Source organism: Mesorhizobium sp. M0239 (assembly GCF_040321815.1).
GTDB lineage: Bacteria > Pseudomonadota > Alphaproteobacteria > Rhizobiales > Rhizobiaceae > Mesorhizobium.
In genome coordinates this window covers 26,618-41,054 of sequence record NZ_JAMYSG010000019.1, presented here as the reverse complement: position 1 = coordinate 41,054, position 14,437 = coordinate 26,618, and the positions used below count along the sequence as shown (strand labels likewise).

Here is a 14,437-nt window from a genome sequence, read left to right as displayed (position 1 = left end):
CCATTCCTTTGGCGGTAGACTTCCGTTAAGCGCGGAACAACCGTTTCAGGAGAAGCCACAATGAGCGAACGTCTCGAAGACATTGCCGCTGCGATCGTCGCCGATGGCAAGGGCCTGCTGGCCGCCGACGAAAGTTCGGGCACCATCAAGAAGCGCTTCGACGTCATTGGCGTCGAATCGACAGCCGACAGCCGCCGCGATTACCGCGAGATGATGTTCCGCACCAGGGAGGCAATGACCCGCTACATCTCCGGCGTCATCCTCTATGACGAGACGATCCGCCAGAAGGCCGCCGACGGCACGCCGCTGGTCGACATCATCAAGGCGGCCGGCGCCATCCCCGGCATCAAGGTCGATGCAGGCGCCAAGCCGCTGGCCAGGTTTCCCGGCGACACCATCACCGAAGGCCTCGATGGCCTGCGCGAGCGCCTTGCCGACTACTACAAGCTCGGCGCCCGCTTCGCCAAATGGCGCGCGGTGATCGACATCGATGTCGCCAAAGGCGTGCCTTCGGGGACCTCGATCGGCTCCAACGCCCATGCGCTCGCCCGCTATGCCGCTCTTTGCCAGGAAGCCGGCATCGTGCCGATCGTCGAACCGGAGGTGCTGATGGATGGCGCCCACGACATCGACACATGCTACGAGATCAGCAAGGTGATTTTGCTCAAGCTCTATAGCGAACTCTACGCGGCGCGCGTCGTGCTGGAAGGTACTATCCTGAAACCGAACATGGTGCTGGCCGGCAGGAAATCAGGCAAGGTGAGTGGCCCTGAAGAAGTCGCGGAAAAGACTATAAAGCTGTTCCGCGAAACCGTACCGGCAGCCGTGCCGGGCATCGCCTTCCTGTCCGGCGGCCAGGAGGACGAGGAAGCGACCGCCAACCTCAACGCCATCAACGCCATTGGGCCGCACCCGTGGAAGCTGACCTTCTCCTATGGTCGCGCGCTGCAGGCCGCGCCACAGAAAGCCTGGAGCGGCAAGGCCTCGAACGTCGCCGCCGGTCAGGCTGCCTTCACCCATCGCGCCCACATGAACCATCTGGCAGCGCTCGGAAAATGGAAGGCGAGCCTGGAACAGGCCGCCTGACCACAGTCCTTTCTTCCTCCTTCGAACCCGGGCCGATGCGCCCGGGTTTTTTGTTTGTGACTTGCCGGGCTTGGGGCGGAGCCTCTCCGTCCTTATTTCCTCTCGGGCGATGTCGGGTTGTGCTCATCCCGAACGTCCTTGGAATGACACTTCAGGGAGAGGTTCATGCATCGCAACAAGGTCGTTTCGCGCGAAGACCGGTTCCAGGCGCACAAGGCGCATCTGGCGCGCGAGAAGGAACTGACGCGGCTCCGCGAGCGGATCGCGGCTGAGCGGCGTGAATTGCCCTGGCTGAAGATCCGGAAGGACGATGTCTTCGAGACCGGGCAAGGGCCGAAGAGACTGGCCGACCTGCTTGCCGGCAACAGCCAGCTGATCGTCTATCACTTCATGTTCGGGCCGGGCTGCGTCAATCATTGCGAGGGCTGCTCATTCCTTGCCGACCATATCGACGGCGCCAATCAGCATCTGCGGCATCACGACGTGTCGCTGGTCGTGGTTTCGCGCGCCCCACTGGCGGAACTTCTGCCTTACAAGCAGCGCATGGGCTGGAAGTTCGACTGGGTGTCGTCCTATGCCTCGGATTTCAACTTCGACATGCAGGTCTCCTTCACCGACAAGCAGATCGCCGCCGGCGACACCACCTACAATTTCGAGACCCGTCCACGGACATCGAAGGAGCTTCCCGGCACCAGCGTTTTCTACCGGGACGAGACCGGCGACATCTTGCTCACCTTCATGTCGCGCGCCCGCGGCGGCGAGGCGCAGATCGGCGCCTACGACTATCTCGACATGACGCCGAAGGGCCGCAACGAGAACGGCCCCTATCACGGACTGATGGATTGGGTGCGGCTGCACGATGAATATCATCAGGGCAAGCAAGCGGGGCAGGCGAGTTGCTGCGATTGAAGAGCGTTCCCGTCGACCAAAACATGCGCTAAGGCTGCCGCTGATCGTTTAACGGTACTGCTATGCGCTTCACGGCCCTACTCACCTGGCTCGCCTTCCCGGTCTATATCTGGCAAGGCCTCGGCGTGCGACGCCGCACCACGCGCATGCTGCCAGCGCAAGGGCCGGTCATGCACGAAATATCAGGCACAGCACCGCCAATCTCGCTTCTGGTGCTGGGCGATTCCTCCGCCGCTTCGGTCGGCATCGGTAATTCGGAAGATGGGCTGGCCGCGCAACTCGCCGTGCTGATTTCACAGAGTACAGGCCGCGCCGTGCGCTGGCGCGCTGCCGGCTTCAATTCGGCAACGTCTGGCCAGATCCGTGACCATGTCCTGCCCAATCTGTCGGCCGATCCATGGACGCATATCGTGCTGGCCATCGGCACCAACGACACCAAGAATTTTCACTCCGTGCCGCGCTTCAAGAAGGAGTTCGGCGGCCTGCTCTACGCGATGCGTGCCAAGTGGCCGGAAGCACGCGTGGTGTGGTCGCCGGTGCTGGAGTTCACGCGGGCGCCGGCCATGCCGCCGCTGCTCGGAAAAATTCTTGAGATTCGCGCCACCGACATGAACCGGATGGGCGAACGCCTTTGCCTGGAGCGCGGCGCGGTGCCGGCGCCGCGCCTGCCGATCACCAATCCGGAAGCCGGCTTTGCCTCGGACGGCTTTCACGCCTCGGAAGCAGGCTACCGGGCTTGGGCCGAGCATCTGGTTGGCCCGGTGCTTGGCAATTGGGCACCGACGACAAGTGCCGTCCTACGTCAAATGCCCGAGCACGGCCGCCAGTGAAATCGCGGCCATGGCGAGCAGTGCCAGCTTCCAGAAATCGCCGCGTCGCTTGAGGCCTGGCCAGCCGAGCGGCTTGATCAGTTGAATGACCATGAAACCGACGATGACAAGGGCGAGGAATTTCGTCATGCCGCCTTTGACCAGCAACGCGCCCGGCTGTCAAAGCACGTCGTTCATTGCCTGAGAAAGAACGACGCCGCGATCCTAGGTCGGAACGCGGCGCCCGTCTGCGACTGGGAAACGATCTACTTCAGCGGCTTGAGGCCAGCCTCGATCGAAGCCCGCTTCGGTTCGAGGAATGGCGGCAAGGCGAGGCTTTCCCCCAGTGTTTCCAGCGGCTCGTCGGCGGTGAACCCCGGCCCGTCGGTTGCGATCTCGAACAGGATGCCATTCGGCTCGCGGAAGTAGAGCGAACGGAAATAATAGCGCTCGACCTCGCCGCTCGACGGCAGCCGGAACTCGGCCAGCCGCGCCGTCCATTGATGCAGCGTCTCCTGGTCCGGCGCCCTGAAGGCGACATGGTGAACCGCACCCGCGCCTTGCCGCGCCGGCGCCAGTCCCGGCTGCACCAGGACATGCAACTCCGCCGCCGGCCCGCCCTCTCCCATTTCGAAGACGTGAACCTGCCCCTCCGGCGAGACATAGTCGCGCGCCTTGCGCATGTTCATCACTTTGGTCACCACCGCTTCGGTGTTGGTGATGTCGGGAACGCTGATGACGATCGGCCCGAGCCCGCGTATCTGGTGCTCGACCGGTACCGGGCTTTGCGCCCAGGGATGGCTGCCGCCCTTGCCGCCATCGCGGACCAGGCGCAGACGCTGGCCCTCGGGATCTTCGAAGTCCAACGACGCATAACCGCCGATGTCGGCGACCTCTCCTGTTGCCAGGCCTTCATCGGTCAAGTGTTGCTTCCACCAGGCAAGGCTCTCCCGGCTGCCGACCCTGAGGCTGGTCCGCACGATGCTGTGCGTGCCGCGCCGCTCGCGGCCGACCGGCCAGTCGAAGAAGGTAAGGTCGGTGCCCGGCGTCGCTTCGCCGTCGGCATAGAAGAGGTGGTAGGCCGAGGTGTCGTCCTGGTTTACGGTCTTCTTGACCAGCCGCAGACCCAGCACCTTGGTGTAGAAATGAAGATTGCCAGGCGCATTGGCGGTGATGGCGGTCAGATGGTGGATACCTGTCAGTTGCAAGCTCATCGTCGTCTCCCTGCTGTTGGGGAAGAATTTTCTCCCTTCATATCAGACCTGCGGTCACCTCGCTGAAGGCCTCGTATTCCGACAGTCCGTCGCCGGACGCTGAACAGCGGCGCCGAAAACAACGTCGTCGCCATGAACAATCGGACGTCGCAAACCTGCCTTGAGGCACCGCTCGATGCGGCGAGAAGCGATGCCTTGCCTGCGGCGCGCGCACCGGCCGCAACTATTGTCTCGCGCCCTGACATCCTCCTGACAGACTGCTGTCAGGAGGGGTATGCGATAGTGCCTCTACACAGAGAGAGGAGACTTAGCCATGAACGGTTACACCATTCTGCGCGGCATGCAGCACTATGTCGGCAAGATCCGGACGATGCGCAACGAGATCCGCACCCAGCGGTTCATGAACTCGCTGCCGGCGGACATTCGCAAGGATATCGGCTGGCCCGACATGTACGCCGACCGTGGCTCTCGCGGCAATTGAAGCCAATTTTTCGACCCGGCGATTGGATGTGGGCGCGTCAACGCCCAGATAACAAGCAGGGTAACAGGTCGACACTCGGAGCGCGCTTATGCCCGAACAAAAGACAATCGGTTTCCTTTTCATCGAAGGCTTCGCTGACTGGGAGTATGGGCTGCTGGCGGCCTCGGCGGTCGAATGGTTCGGCGCCCGTGCCGTGTCGCTGACGCCTGATGGCAAGCAGGTGACGGGCATTAGCGGCTTTCGGCTGATCCCCGATCGCGCAACAGGCGCCGGCGAGAATGCCGATCTCTATGCCATTGCCGTCATTGGTTCCGACCGGTGGACGGGCAAGGCACCGCCTGATGTAGGCGACCTGCTTGCCGCCATTGCATCGCGCGGCGGCGTGGTCGGCGGCATCTGCGCCGGCACGCTGGCGCTGGCCCGAGCCGGCCTTTTCGAGAAGGCCAGGCATACCAGCAATGGCCGCGAGTGGATCAAGGGTCATGAAGCCGGTTATGCCGGTGCCGAGAACTACGAGGATGTGCCGCATGCCGTAGCCGACGGCAACATCGTTTCCGCACCGGGCTCGGCACCAGGCACCTTCGCACTCGCCTTTCTGAAGGCGCTCTACCCCGAAAGAGGCAGCGATCTCGCACAGATGCGGACGCTGTTCGCCAAGGAGTACGCTGAAGCCTCCTGACAGTATGCTGTCAGGAGGGGCGTGCAATGGTGCCAGCTTCGGACACTGCGCATTGGCGTTAAAGGACGATCGATGAAGAGTTGGAACGACAGACTGAGCACACCAGGCATCAACGGCGTGAGGCCGACGCCGCGCACGATGGCCGATGTCGTCGAAGGCCAGCCTATGCTGGTGCCGACGGCGCGCCAGGTCGATGATTTCATCCGCTCGATTCCCGAAGGCGTCGAGATGGATATGCGTGCGCTGCGTACAGCACTTGCCATAGAGCATGGCGCCGAAGTGACATGCCCGGTCACCATAGGCTATCATCTGCGCACTGTTGCCGAAGCCGCCAACGAGGACCTCCAGCGCGGTATGACGCTGAGTGGCGTGGCACCATTCTGGCGCGTGCTCGATGCGAAAACACCGACGACGAAGAAACTGTCCTTCGGCGCGGAGTTCGTCGCCGCGCAGCGCAAGCGCGAAGGGCTGAAGCCATGATACATGCCGCCCAAAAGTGTTCTGCGGTTTTGGGATAGCGGCATGCGCGAAAACACGATGCATGCCACCCAGAGGTGGACCGGTTTCGGGCGACATGCATAGAGACAACGCCGAGGGACCATACGATGCGCCGCGCCGACAGGCTCTTCCAGATCGTGCAGCATCTGCGCGGTGGCCGACTGGTCACTGCCCAGAAGCTCGGCACGTGGCTCGAAGTTTCCGAGCGAACCATCTATCGCGACATTGCCGATTTGCAGTCGACCGGAGTGCCGATCGACGGCGAGGCCGGCGTTGGCTATATGATGAGGGAGGGTTTCGACCTTCCGCCGCTGATGTTCACGCGTGACGAGATCGTCGCGCTGGTCGCCGGCGCCCGCATGGTGCGCGCCTTTGGCGGTGCCGCCATGGCGAGGGCCGCCGACGAGGCGCTGGTCAAGATCGGCGCCGTATTGCCCGATGCCGAGAAAGACCGCATCGCCCGCACTGAGATCCACACACCGATGTGGGTGGTCAGCGACGCTGCTCGCGAGGCGATTGACCTGATCGAGCGCGCGGTCGAAAAACGGCAGGTGCTGACCATCGACTATTCCGACGAGGCCGGCCGCGGCACCGCCCGCGATATCCGCCCGCTCGGCCTGTGGTTTTGGGGCAAGGTGTGGACGCTGGTCGCCTGGTGCGAGATGCGCGACGATTTTCGCGCCTTCCGCATCGATCGCATCGCCTCCGTGGTCATCGCTGGCCGCATCTTCAAGCCCGAGCGCGGCAAGCAGCTTGCCGACTTCTACCGCGCGGTGGAGCGCAGCGAAGATTATGGCATGGCGCCGGATCGCGCGGCGCGCAGCTGAGTTGTTGACCCAATAAAAAGCCCGCTCGAAGCGGGCTTTTATTAGAATGTCAGACAACCTCACTCGTCGTCGTCATTGTCCGTGTTCTTCGACTTCAAGGCCGAAAGCTTGGCGAACACGGCGTTGGCGTCGAGTTCGGCATCCTCGTCCTTGGGCTTCTCGGGAGCCGGCACCAGCCGCTCGGTCAAGGCCGCCGGCAGCAGCGTGTCGCCGACCGGCTGCGCCTGTTCGCGGCCGCGCGAGGCGCGATTGACTTCCATGTCGAGGTCGATCTGCGAGGCGAGGCCCAACGTGACAGGATCCATCGGCTGCAGATTGGCCGAATTCCAGTGCTTGCGCTCACGGATCTGTTCGATCGTCGACTTGGTGGTGCCGACGAGGCGCGAGATCTGCGCGTCCTTGAGCTCGGGATGGTTGCGCACCAGCCACAGAATCGCGTTCGGCCGGTCCTGGCGCTTCGACAGCGGCGTGTAGCGCGGCCCCTTGCGCTTGGATTCGGGCACCCGGACCTTGGGGTCCGAAAGCTTCAGGCGCTGGTTCGGGTCCTTCTCGGCACGGGCGATCTCGTCGCGGGTCAGCTGTCCGGTCATGATCGGGTCCATGCCCTTGATGCCTTGCGCCGATTCACCGTCGGCGATTGCCTTGACCTCGAGCGGGTGCAGCCCGCAGAACTGCGCGATCTGCTCGAAGGAAAGTGCGGTATTGTCGACCAGCCAGACAGCGGTCGCCTTGGGCATCAGCAGCGTATTGGCCATTTTACAAATCCTTCTCGTTCGCCCGCGTTCCCGCGCGGGCGGTGGTTTAGAGCCACCAAAATGGGAAATTCGCGGTCTGTATAACCGCTCTCGGGTCGTTTCGCAACGTTTTTGGAGCCAAGACCGCACCGCGTGCGCTGCGCGCTCCCAAGACCGTCAGATCGCCCGGAGCGCGGCCGTCCCTTGTTCGACGGATGGCGCAAAAAATCGCGCGTCGGCTTTCCGGCCTGTCGGTATCGGCCCGACAGCTCCACCTTACCCGAGGTCGAATGCCTCGAAACGGTAGCGGCCCAGTTGTCATCCAGGTTCAGTAGAACGGCGAATATGGCTCCAGCCCCGCTCGCGTGAAGATGGAAATGGGGTGATCAATTCGCGCGACAACGCCGGCCCCCAAGTTGATGCCCGTTCCGTCGCAAACACTAAAGATTTTCGACCGCGTTCCGATCAGCACATGGACCGGTTTTCCTGCCTGGACGGGGTATGTACTGTTGTGAATGAAAAGGACCCCGCTCGCTTGTAGCGTGTCGTGCGCATTGCCGTTGCTGCTCGAAATTTCGACGTAGTCGCGACCTGCGAATGAATTGTTCGTCCAGATGCCGACAACCCCTTCCACCGAGAGCCAACCATTCGCCCAGCCGTCCGCATCGCGCGGATGGTATTGTCTGAACAGGCGATAGGTTACGCGGTCCGATAGCCAGAAAACCGTTACGTAGCCGTCCATGTCCGGCACATAGGTGAACCAGATGCCGGTCTCGCTCGTGGCGCGCAGGCCATCAGAATCGTATGGGTCCAGATTGTTGGCACTGACGAAATCCATTGAGAGCGGTACCGGATCGGTCACGGCATGATCGTAGAGTTGGGTGAGCGTCCACCGTCCATTGTAGTTGAACCACTTGTCGAAGTAGGTTTCTCGATCGACCCCGCAGAGGCGCGGCTGGCGGCCTCCCTTGCGCAAGGGCGGCCGTTGAAGGTCAACCTCAGATTGCTGTCGAGCGCATGCGGTTGATGGCCCCAAAAAGACAAAACCCGCCGGACGGGGTCCAGCGGGCTCGGAACCGGCGACGGCAAAACCGTCAGCTCCGGCTCTTGCTTCTACGGCAAGGTCCGCTCCTTAGAGCAATTCCGGGAAAAGCGTGAAACGGTTTTCCGTCCGGAGTCGCATCGGCAGGAGCTAGAGCGGTTCATCGTTTCCGTGAAACGGTGAGCCACCCTACAGCGAACCATGCTCGAAGTCAGATGGCCCTGCGGGCGATCTTTTCGATGTCGGCGCGGTTGATGCCGAGATCGCTGAGTTGACGTGCGTTGAGACGGTTCAGTTCGCGGACGGTCTCGGTGTACATACGCCAGTTACGGAAAGCGCGGATCGGGTTCATGGTAGTCCTCCAAAATGATGTTCGTTTCGATGGTGCTCAAATAGGCGTCATCGATGAGGACTTGAATGGCTGATTTTGCATAGCAATGATGCAAATGCTGCATTGCAGCATTAAGCTTCTGTTCATCTTGTAGGCAGCCACGGGCGCGGACCTCGCTCGGCCGGCCTGCAGGCCGGCCGAGTATCGATACGGCCTAGCCGACGTCGAGCACGATCTTGCCGATATGTTCGCCGTCTTCCATCCGCTCATGCGCCCGCCATGCTTCGCTGAGCGGGAAGATCATGTCCATGACAGGAGCAACCTTGCGCGTGCCGAGCAACGGCCACACCTGCGCTTCCAGCGCCGCCGCGATCGCCGCCTTGAACTCGACGGTGCGTGGCCTCAGCGTCGACCCGGTGTGGGTAAGCCGCTTGACCATGATCTTCGAAAAATCCGCGCTTGCGACAGCACCGGCCTGCACGGCGATCTGGACGATCCGGCCCTCAACCGCAGCAGCCTCGTAGTTGCGCCCCACATAGTCGCCGCCGACCATGTCGAGGATGACATTGGCGCCCTTGCCCCCCGTCGCCTCCTTGACTGCGGCGACGAAATCCTCCTCGCGATAGTTGATCGCCCGGTCTGCGCCGAGCTTCAGGCAGGCGTCGCATTTCTCCTTGCTGCCCGCGGTGGTGATGACATAGGCGCCAAAGGCCGAGGCAAGCTGGATTGCTGTTGTGCCGATGCCGGACGAGCCGCCATGGACGAGCAGCGTCTCGCCTTTCTTGAGGGCGCCACGCTCGAACACATTGTGCCAGACGGTGAAGTAATTCTCCGGCACTGCCGCGGCTTCGGTATGGGTGAAGCCGGCGGGCAACGGCAGCACGCTCCCGGCATGGACCTTGACATATTCGGCATAGCCGCCGCCGGGCGTCAGTGCACAGACGCGGTCGCCAATGCGCCAGCGTGATATGTCGTCGCCAAGGGCCGCCACTTCACCCGACGCCTCGAGGCCCGGCAGGTCGGATGCGCCGGGTGGTGGCGGATAGGCGCCTTTGCGCTGCTGGACGTCGGGCCGGTTGACGCCGGCCGCATGCACCTTGATCAGGATCTCGCCGGGCCCGGGCTGCGGCACGTCGCGTGTTTCCGGCTTCAGCACCCGAGGGCCACCCGGCTCCGAGATCGCGATGGCCGTCATCCTTGCCGGAATTTTCTGTCCGCTCGCCATGAGATTTCCCGTCTTTCCTCGCCGTTATCCGACCGGCTGTTTGCATCGACGCCCCTGCCCTATGTATGCTGATTGCCAAATCAGGCAAATGGCCAATCTGGTCTTGGCGGAGGAGGAGCGACGATGGCGATCTTCGACGACGAACCCAAGAAGAAGGCGCGCCCGCACGAGATCGGGCAGGACCTGTCACTGCTTTCCGTCAGCGACTTGACCGAGCGGATCGGCATCCTGCGCGCCGAGATCGCCAGGCTGGAGGCCGAGCTCAAGGCCAAGGACAACACCAAATCCGCCGCCGAGGCGCTGTTCCGTCGCGGATAGGTGCGCGGGCGCTAAAGCCCGCCGCCGAAAAGCCCGAATGCGACTGTCTTCAGACCCAGCGTCCCCGCCAAACTCGAGCCGGATCAAACAATGTTCGCAACCTACCGTCCGATCCTCTCGCTGCTTCGCGGCACCGCCTTCCTGCTGGCGGCGTCTGGATTGCACGGGCTGCTGCTGCCCCTGCGCGGTCAGCTGGAAGGCTTCTCGACCGCATCGCTCGGCCTGATGGGCACGGCCTGGGCCGGCGGCTTCGTCACCGGCTGCTTCTTTGCGCCGCGCATCGTGCGCCGCGCGGGCCACGTGCGCGCCTTCGGCGCCTTTGCCGCGTCGGGCGCCATCGTGGCGCTGCTCACCGGCCTGATCATCGACGAATATGTTTGGATCCTGCTGCGCGCCTTCACCGGCTTCACCATGGCCGGCGCCTTCATGGTCATCGAAAGCTGGCTGAACGAGAAGGCCACCAACGAGAATCGCGGCACCGTCTTCGGCCTCTACATGATGGTCACCTATGCCTCGATCATGGGCGGGCAGATGATCGTCGCCGGCGGCGACGTGAAATCGGCGTCGCTGTTCATGATCACCGGCATCCTGTTTTGCCTGTCGCTCATTCCGACCGCGGTCTCGACCGCCTCCCACCCCAAGCCGCTGCAGGATGTCTCGCTCGACGTCAAAGGCCTTTATGCCAATTCGCCGGTTTCGGCGGTCGCCTGCGTGTTGATCGGCATCGCCAACGGGGCCTGGGGCACGCTTGGCGCGGTCTACGGCGCCCGTATCGGCATCTCCACGGCCGAGATCGCCCTGATGATGAGCCTTGTGGTCGTTGCCGGTGCCGCCATGCAGCTTCCCGCCGGGCGCATGTCCGACAAGACCGACCGGCGTTTCGTGCTGGCGGGCGCTGCTTTCGGCGCGGCCTTGTTCGCGCTCATGATCTTCCTGTTCGAGCCACGCTCCGGCATCTTCGTCATCGTCTTCACCGCAGCCTATGGCGCCTTCGCCTACACGCTCTATTCGATCGCCGTGGCGCATGCCAACGACCACGCGCGCTCGGAGGATTTCGTCAAGGTGTCGGGCGGACTGCTGCTGCTCTACGGCTTCGGCACGATGATTGGACCCTTGCTCGCCGCCGCCCTGATGGGCTGGATGCGCCCGGAAGGCCTGTTCCTGGCGACCGCCTTCGCGCATCTTTGCCTGGCGGGCTACACGCTGCTGCGCATCAGCCGCCGCGCGCCGGTGCCGATCGGGGATCGTGACGCCTTCAAGACGCAGCCGGCCGACCGTTCGGTGACGCCGGAAGCATTGCGGCTTGATCCCAGAAGAAAAGCAGAAGCAGACGGTTGAGATTCGAAAGGCTTTGCCGCACTAATACAGGCATGATGTTTTCCGACGCCTTCATGGCGATTGCCGATCCCAACCGGCGCCATCTTCTGGAAGAACTTCGCCGCGGCCCGAAAACCGTCACCGAACTGGCCGCCGGCTTGCCGGTGTCGCGCCCAGCCGTTTCGCAGCATCTGAAAGTGCTGCTGATGCCGGCCTGGTCCACGCCAAGCCGGAAGGAACAAGGCGCGTCTATACGGTGAGCGGCACCGGCTTCCTCAAACTCAACATCTGGCTCGATCAGTTCTGGGAAGCCTGAGCTTCTCAGTGTCATTGCCAGCGGCTCGGTCAGTTGACCGACCGTATCGGCGAGCGTCTGGGGCGAGATCGTGCAGCATCCCGATCAGCCATTATTGTAGGGGAAGAACTTGAAGTAGGGCTGCGCCTCCTCGATCACCCGGGCGAAAGCCGGCCGGTGCACCAGCCGGTCGTGATAGCGCTTCACGGCCGGGTATTTGTCGCCGAACGGCTCGACCTTGTTGGCATAGAACAGCGCCGGGGACGCCGCGCAATCGGCCATGGTGAAGGTGTCGCCCATCGCCCAGATCTTCGACTGCATGTCTTGTTCGATGATGGCGTAGGAATTGCGCAACTGGTCGCGGGCCTGCTCGACGCCGAACGGGTCGGTCTTGTCCTGTGGCCGCAACCGGTCGCCGACGATCTTCTGCATCGGCTCCTGCACATAAAAATCATAGAAGCGATCGGCCTGGCGGACGGCCAGCGCCAGGTCGATGTCGGCGGGAACGAGGTCGACCGGCCCCGGATAATGCGCGGCCAGATATTCGACAACGATGGTCGATTCCAGCACCGTGCGGTCGCGCGCATCGTCGCGCAGCGCCGGCATCTTGCCGGCCGGCGAAATCTTCAGGAAGGCCTCGCGCGATTCCGCATTGCCGAGATCGACGATATCAGGGGTAAACGGCGTGGCGTTCTCATACAGCGCGATCAACGGCTTCCAGCAGAAGGAGGCCAGCGGATGGAAATGAAGCGTCAGGGACATTTTTTGCTCGCCTGTTTCGTGGTTTATCGATCGCCGGCGCCGGGCGCGCTCGTCATGGGTTAAACACTGCGGCAAGCATTGCCCTTCAAGACCTGCTTTTGCCGCTTCAGGCGGCGTGGGCAACGATGCCCGCAACAATCATATCCCAGTCGTCCGGGTGCAGCTCGTGGCCACCACCTTCGATCCCGATGATTTTCGCGCCGGTGACCGCCTCGGCCAGCGCCTCGCCATGTTCGACTGGAAAGATCGGATCGGCCGTGCCGTGGATGACCAGCAGCGGCGCCGTCATTTCATGCAGGCGGCCCTTCCAGGCGTCGCCGCCCTTGAGCATGAAATGGTTGGTCGCACTCAGGAAGCCGCCGGAGCGGTCGTGATCCTGCTCGACAAAGGCACGCATCCGGGCCTCGTCGAATGGATGTGCGATGCTGGCGATCGCCCGCGCATCCCTGACGATGAAATCGATCACCTGGCCACGGTCCGACCAATCGACTTTGGCGCCCTCGGCCGAATGCTCGATATAGGCATCGCTCGTCTGCGGAAGGTGCGAAATGTCGGTTCCCACGGGCGAGCTGCTGATGACGGTCAGCGATGCGACACGGGACGGGTGTTTCAACGCCACAAGCTGCGCGATCATGCCGCCCATCGACATGCCGACGACATTCGCCTTGCCGATGCCGTGGTCGTCGAGAACGCGCATTGCATCGTCGGCCATATCATCGAACGTGTAGGGCGGCTCTCCCGGCTTGTATTTGGTCGAACGGCCGGTGTCGCGATTGTCATAGCGGATCACGAACAGGTCGGCACCGGCCAGTTTCCGGCAGAACGCCTCCGGCCACCACAGCATCGAAGCCATCGCTCCCATGATCAGCAACAGCGGCGGGTTCGCCGGATCGCCAAAAGTTTCGGATATGATTTCGGGGCGTTCGGTCGTCGTCACGGTGCGACCTCCTCTCCTGCAATACCGATTGCATTTTGCAATCGGTTGCACGATAATAAAACCGATACGATAATGCAACCGGTTTTGGAGAAAAATCTCATGAGCATGGATCGCCGGTCCGGGTGTCCGATCAACCTGTCGCTGGAAGTCTTCGGCGATCGCTGGAGCTTGATCATCCTTCGCGACATGATCTTCGGCGGCAGGCGTCATTTTCGCGAGCTGCTCAACGGATCGATGGAAGGCATCGCCTCCAACATCCTCGCCGACCGGCTGAAGCGGCTGATGGAGCTGGGCATGCTGACCAAAGCCGACGACCCCTCGCACAAGCAGAAGGCGATCTACAGCCTGACCGAAATGGCGATCACGCTGGTGCCGATCCTGGCCCATCTCGGCGCCTGGGGCCGCATCTGGCTGCCGGTCAGCGAAGAACTGTCGATCCGCGCCGAACTTCTGGAAAAGGGCGGACAGCCGATGTGGGACAAATTCATGGACGAGTTGCGCCATGAACATCTCGGCATGCCGCTCGATACTGCAGCGGGTCCTTCTGTCCGCGCGACCTTGCAGGCCGCCTATGAGGCCGTGGTTGCCAGCAAGGCCCCCGCCGCCAGCACAGCCGCGTAATTAACTTATTTTCCCGTTTTGGGGCCGACTCTGCTAGAAGAGGCGGAAAATCACAATTTACGGGATTGGATAAGGTCTTGGTTGAAAACTCTCGGGATGCTGCCCGCGCGCGCGCCGACCTGCGTTTCAAGAAGCAGGAAGAGGCGGCAACCGTCCGCCAGAAGGCGATGGCCGAATACGTCGCCGAGAGCGACGCCCGCCAGGCCAAGACCAACAAGCTGCGGGCGCTGCGTCTCGCCAAGGAAGCCGAAGACCTAGCCAATGCGCCGGCGGCACCCGCCAAGAAGCCGACCCGCGCCAAGAAAAAATAGCAGCCACCCCTTGAGCCATAAACGCTAATGCCTGTCCTGAT

The 14,437-nt window shown here is 62.5% G+C and carries 19 protein-coding genes and 1 pseudogene; 12 read left to right on the top strand and 8 right to left on the bottom strand.

The window, feature by feature from the left end:
• Positions 1-60: 60 nt before the first annotated feature.
• The 3 genes from NKI99_RS20475 to NKI99_RS20465 all read left to right on the top strand — a co-directional run bounded on the left by NKI99_RS20475 (position 61) and on the right by NKI99_RS20465 (position 2,825).
• Complete coding sequence (locus NKI99_RS20475; RefSeq protein WP_023810964.1) at positions 61-1,086, top strand: class I fructose-bisphosphate aldolase; 1,026 nt, start codon at positions 61-63, stop codon at positions 1,084-1,086.
• A gap of 165 nt (positions 1,087-1,251) precedes the next feature.
• On the top strand, positions 1,252-1,995 hold the full coding sequence (locus tag NKI99_RS20470; protein WP_023810963.1) for a DUF899 domain-containing protein: 744 nt from the start codon (positions 1,252-1,254) through the stop codon (positions 1,993-1,995).
• A 62-nt stretch (positions 1,996-2,057) separates the two neighbouring features.
• Positions 2,058-2,825: an SGNH/GDSL hydrolase family protein gene (locus NKI99_RS20465; RefSeq protein ID WP_352611774.1), complete on the top strand. Its 768-nt coding sequence runs from the start codon at positions 2,058-2,060 to the stop codon at positions 2,823-2,825.
• Here the strand turns inward: NKI99_RS20465 and NKI99_RS20460 are convergent.
• Both NKI99_RS20460 and NKI99_RS20455 read right to left on the bottom strand, forming a co-directional pair.
• Positions 2,793-2,954 (bottom strand): hypothetical protein, encoded by a 162-nt coding sequence (locus tag NKI99_RS20460; protein WP_023810961.1) that lies wholly within the window; start codon positions 2,952-2,954, stop codon positions 2,793-2,795. The two genes, NKI99_RS20465 and NKI99_RS20460, sit on opposite strands and share 33 nt — an antisense overlap.
• Before the next feature lie 116 nt (positions 2,955-3,070).
• Complete coding sequence (locus NKI99_RS20455; RefSeq protein ID WP_352442021.1) at positions 3,071-4,018, bottom strand: ring-cleaving dioxygenase; 948 nt, start codon at positions 4,016-4,018, stop codon at positions 3,071-3,073.
• Between the two features lie 313 nt (positions 4,019-4,331).
• Between NKI99_RS20455 and NKI99_RS20450 the strand changes: the two genes are divergently transcribed.
• From NKI99_RS20450 to NKI99_RS20435, 4 genes are all read left to right on the top strand, one after another.
• Positions 4,332-4,499 carry a hypothetical protein gene (locus NKI99_RS20450; RefSeq protein WP_023810960.1) on the top strand — a complete coding sequence of 56 codons (168 nt, stop codon included), beginning with the start codon at positions 4,332-4,334 and terminating at the stop codon, positions 4,497-4,499.
• Between the two features lie 88 nt (positions 4,500-4,587).
• Positions 4,588-5,178 (top strand): DJ-1/PfpI family protein, encoded by a 591-nt coding sequence (locus tag NKI99_RS20445; RefSeq protein ID WP_023810959.1) that lies wholly within the window; start codon positions 4,588-4,590, stop codon positions 5,176-5,178.
• Between the two features lie 72 nt (positions 5,179-5,250).
• Positions 5,251-5,658, top strand: a complete 408-nt coding sequence (locus NKI99_RS20440; RefSeq protein ID WP_023810958.1) for a hypothetical protein — start codon at positions 5,251-5,253, stop codon at positions 5,656-5,658.
• A gap of 125 nt (positions 5,659-5,783) precedes the next feature.
• A complete protein-coding gene (locus NKI99_RS20435) occupies positions 5,784-6,503 on the top strand; it encodes a helix-turn-helix transcriptional regulator (protein ID WP_013529238.1) in 720 nt (239 codons plus the stop codon).
• 59 nt (positions 6,504-6,562) lie between these two features.
• Here the strand turns inward: NKI99_RS20435 and NKI99_RS20430 are convergent, their stop codons facing one another.
• From NKI99_RS20430 to NKI99_RS20415, 4 genes are all read right to left on the bottom strand, one after another.
• Positions 6,563-7,258, bottom strand: coding sequence for a DUF1013 domain-containing protein (locus NKI99_RS20430; protein ID WP_023810957.1), 696 nt, complete (start codon positions 7,256-7,258; stop codon positions 6,563-6,565).
• 307 nt (positions 7,259-7,565) lie between these two features.
• Entirely contained in the window at positions 7,566-8,213 is a 648-nt protein-coding gene (locus tag NKI99_RS20425; protein WP_023810956.1) for a hypothetical protein, read from the bottom strand.
• A gap of 277 nt (positions 8,214-8,490) precedes the next feature.
• The gene (locus NKI99_RS20420; RefSeq protein ID WP_013529236.1) at positions 8,491-8,631 is read right to left on the bottom strand and encodes a DUF1127 domain-containing protein; all 141 of its coding nucleotides are present in this window, start codon (positions 8,629-8,631) and stop codon (positions 8,491-8,493) included.
• Positions 8,632-8,824: 193 nt separating this feature from the next.
• Positions 8,825-9,835: an NAD(P)H-quinone oxidoreductase gene (locus NKI99_RS20415; RefSeq protein WP_032909131.1), complete on the bottom strand. Its 1,011-nt coding sequence runs from the start codon at positions 9,833-9,835 to the stop codon at positions 8,825-8,827.
• A gap of 123 nt (positions 9,836-9,958) precedes the next feature.
• Here NKI99_RS20415 and NKI99_RS20410 point away from each other — a divergent pair, with 123 nt between their 5' ends.
• The 3 genes and pseudogenes from NKI99_RS20410 (at position 9,959) to NKI99_RS20400 (ending at position 11,786) form a co-directional block, all read left to right on the top strand.
• The gene (locus NKI99_RS20410) at positions 9,959-10,153 is read left to right on the top strand and encodes a DUF1192 domain-containing protein (protein ID WP_352554508.1); all 195 of its coding nucleotides are present in this window, start codon (positions 9,959-9,961) and stop codon (positions 10,151-10,153) included.
• A 90-nt stretch (positions 10,154-10,243) separates the two neighbouring features.
• Positions 10,244-11,491, top strand: a complete 1,248-nt coding sequence (locus NKI99_RS20405) for an MFS transporter (protein ID WP_352611773.1) — start codon at positions 10,244-10,246, stop codon at positions 11,489-11,491.
• Between the two features lie 32 nt (positions 11,492-11,523).
• Positions 11,524-11,786, top strand: a pseudogene (locus NKI99_RS20400) (ArsR/SmtB family transcription factor).
• 84 nt (positions 11,787-11,870) lie between these two features.
• Here NKI99_RS20400 and NKI99_RS20395 read toward each other — a convergent pair.
• Together NKI99_RS20395 and NKI99_RS20390 are read right to left on the bottom strand one after the other, a co-directional pair.
• Positions 11,871-12,527 (bottom strand): glutathione S-transferase family protein, encoded by a 657-nt coding sequence (locus tag NKI99_RS20395; protein WP_128305883.1) that lies wholly within the window; start codon positions 12,525-12,527, stop codon positions 11,871-11,873.
• Between the two features lie 106 nt (positions 12,528-12,633).
• A complete protein-coding gene (locus NKI99_RS20390; protein WP_352611772.1) occupies positions 12,634-13,464 on the bottom strand; it encodes an alpha/beta fold hydrolase in 831 nt (276 codons plus the stop codon).
• A 99-nt stretch (positions 13,465-13,563) separates the two neighbouring features.
• Between NKI99_RS20390 and NKI99_RS20385 the strand changes: the two genes are divergently transcribed.
• Positions 13,564-14,085 carry a winged helix-turn-helix transcriptional regulator gene (locus NKI99_RS20385; protein WP_128305885.1) on the top strand — a complete coding sequence of 174 codons (522 nt, stop codon included), beginning with the start codon at positions 13,564-13,566 and terminating at the stop codon, positions 14,083-14,085.
• 77 nt (positions 14,086-14,162) lie between these two features.
• Positions 14,163-14,396: a hypothetical protein gene (locus NKI99_RS20380; protein WP_127296851.1), complete on the top strand. Its 234-nt coding sequence runs from the start codon at positions 14,163-14,165 to the stop codon at positions 14,394-14,396.
• Positions 14,397-14,437: the final 41 nt, after the last annotated feature.

Bases quoted from the DNA above. Each gene is read 5' to 3' on its own strand.
- NKI99_RS20475 (WP_023810964.1), top strand. From the start codon at position 61: ATGAGCGAACGTCTCGAAGACATTGCCGCTGCGATCGTCGCCGATGGC.
- NKI99_RS20470 (WP_023810963.1), top strand. From the start codon at position 1,252: ATGCATCGCAACAAGGTCGTTTCGCGCGAAGACCGGTTCCAGGCGCAC.
- NKI99_RS20465 (WP_352611774.1), top strand. From the start codon at position 2,058: ATGCGCTTCACGGCCCTACTCACCTGGCTCGCCTTCCCGGTCTATATC.
- NKI99_RS20460 (WP_023810961.1), bottom strand. From the start codon at position 2,954: ATGACGAAATTCCTCGCCCTTGTCATCGTCGGTTTCATGGTCATTCAA.
- NKI99_RS20455 (WP_352442021.1), bottom strand. From the start codon at position 4,018: ATGAGCTTGCAACTGACAGGTATCCACCATCTGACCGCCATCACCGCC.
- NKI99_RS20450 (WP_023810960.1), top strand. From the start codon at position 4,332: ATGAACGGTTACACCATTCTGCGCGGCATGCAGCACTATGTCGGCAAG.
- NKI99_RS20445 (WP_023810959.1), top strand. From the start codon at position 4,588: ATGCCCGAACAAAAGACAATCGGTTTCCTTTTCATCGAAGGCTTCGCT.
- NKI99_RS20440 (WP_023810958.1), top strand. From the start codon at position 5,251: ATGAAGAGTTGGAACGACAGACTGAGCACACCAGGCATCAACGGCGTG.
- NKI99_RS20435 (WP_013529238.1), top strand. From the start codon at position 5,784: ATGCGCCGCGCCGACAGGCTCTTCCAGATCGTGCAGCATCTGCGCGGT.
- NKI99_RS20430 (WP_023810957.1), bottom strand. From the start codon at position 7,258: ATGGCCAATACGCTGCTGATGCCCAAGGCGACCGCTGTCTGGCTGGTC.
- NKI99_RS20420 (WP_013529236.1), bottom strand. From the start codon at position 8,631: ATGAACCCGATCCGCGCTTTCCGTAACTGGCGTATGTACACCGAGACC.
- NKI99_RS20415 (WP_032909131.1), bottom strand. From the start codon at position 9,835: ATGGCGAGCGGACAGAAAATTCCGGCAAGGATGACGGCCATCGCGATC.
- NKI99_RS20410 (WP_352554508.1), top strand. From the start codon at position 9,959: ATGGCGATCTTCGACGACGAACCCAAGAAGAAGGCGCGCCCGCACGAG.
- NKI99_RS20405 (WP_352611773.1), top strand. From the start codon at position 10,244: ATGTTCGCAACCTACCGTCCGATCCTCTCGCTGCTTCGCGGCACCGCC.
- NKI99_RS20395 (WP_128305883.1), bottom strand. From the start codon at position 12,527: ATGTCCCTGACGCTTCATTTCCATCCGCTGGCCTCCTTCTGCTGGAAG.
- NKI99_RS20385 (WP_128305885.1), top strand. From the start codon at position 13,564: ATGAGCATGGATCGCCGGTCCGGGTGTCCGATCAACCTGTCGCTGGAA.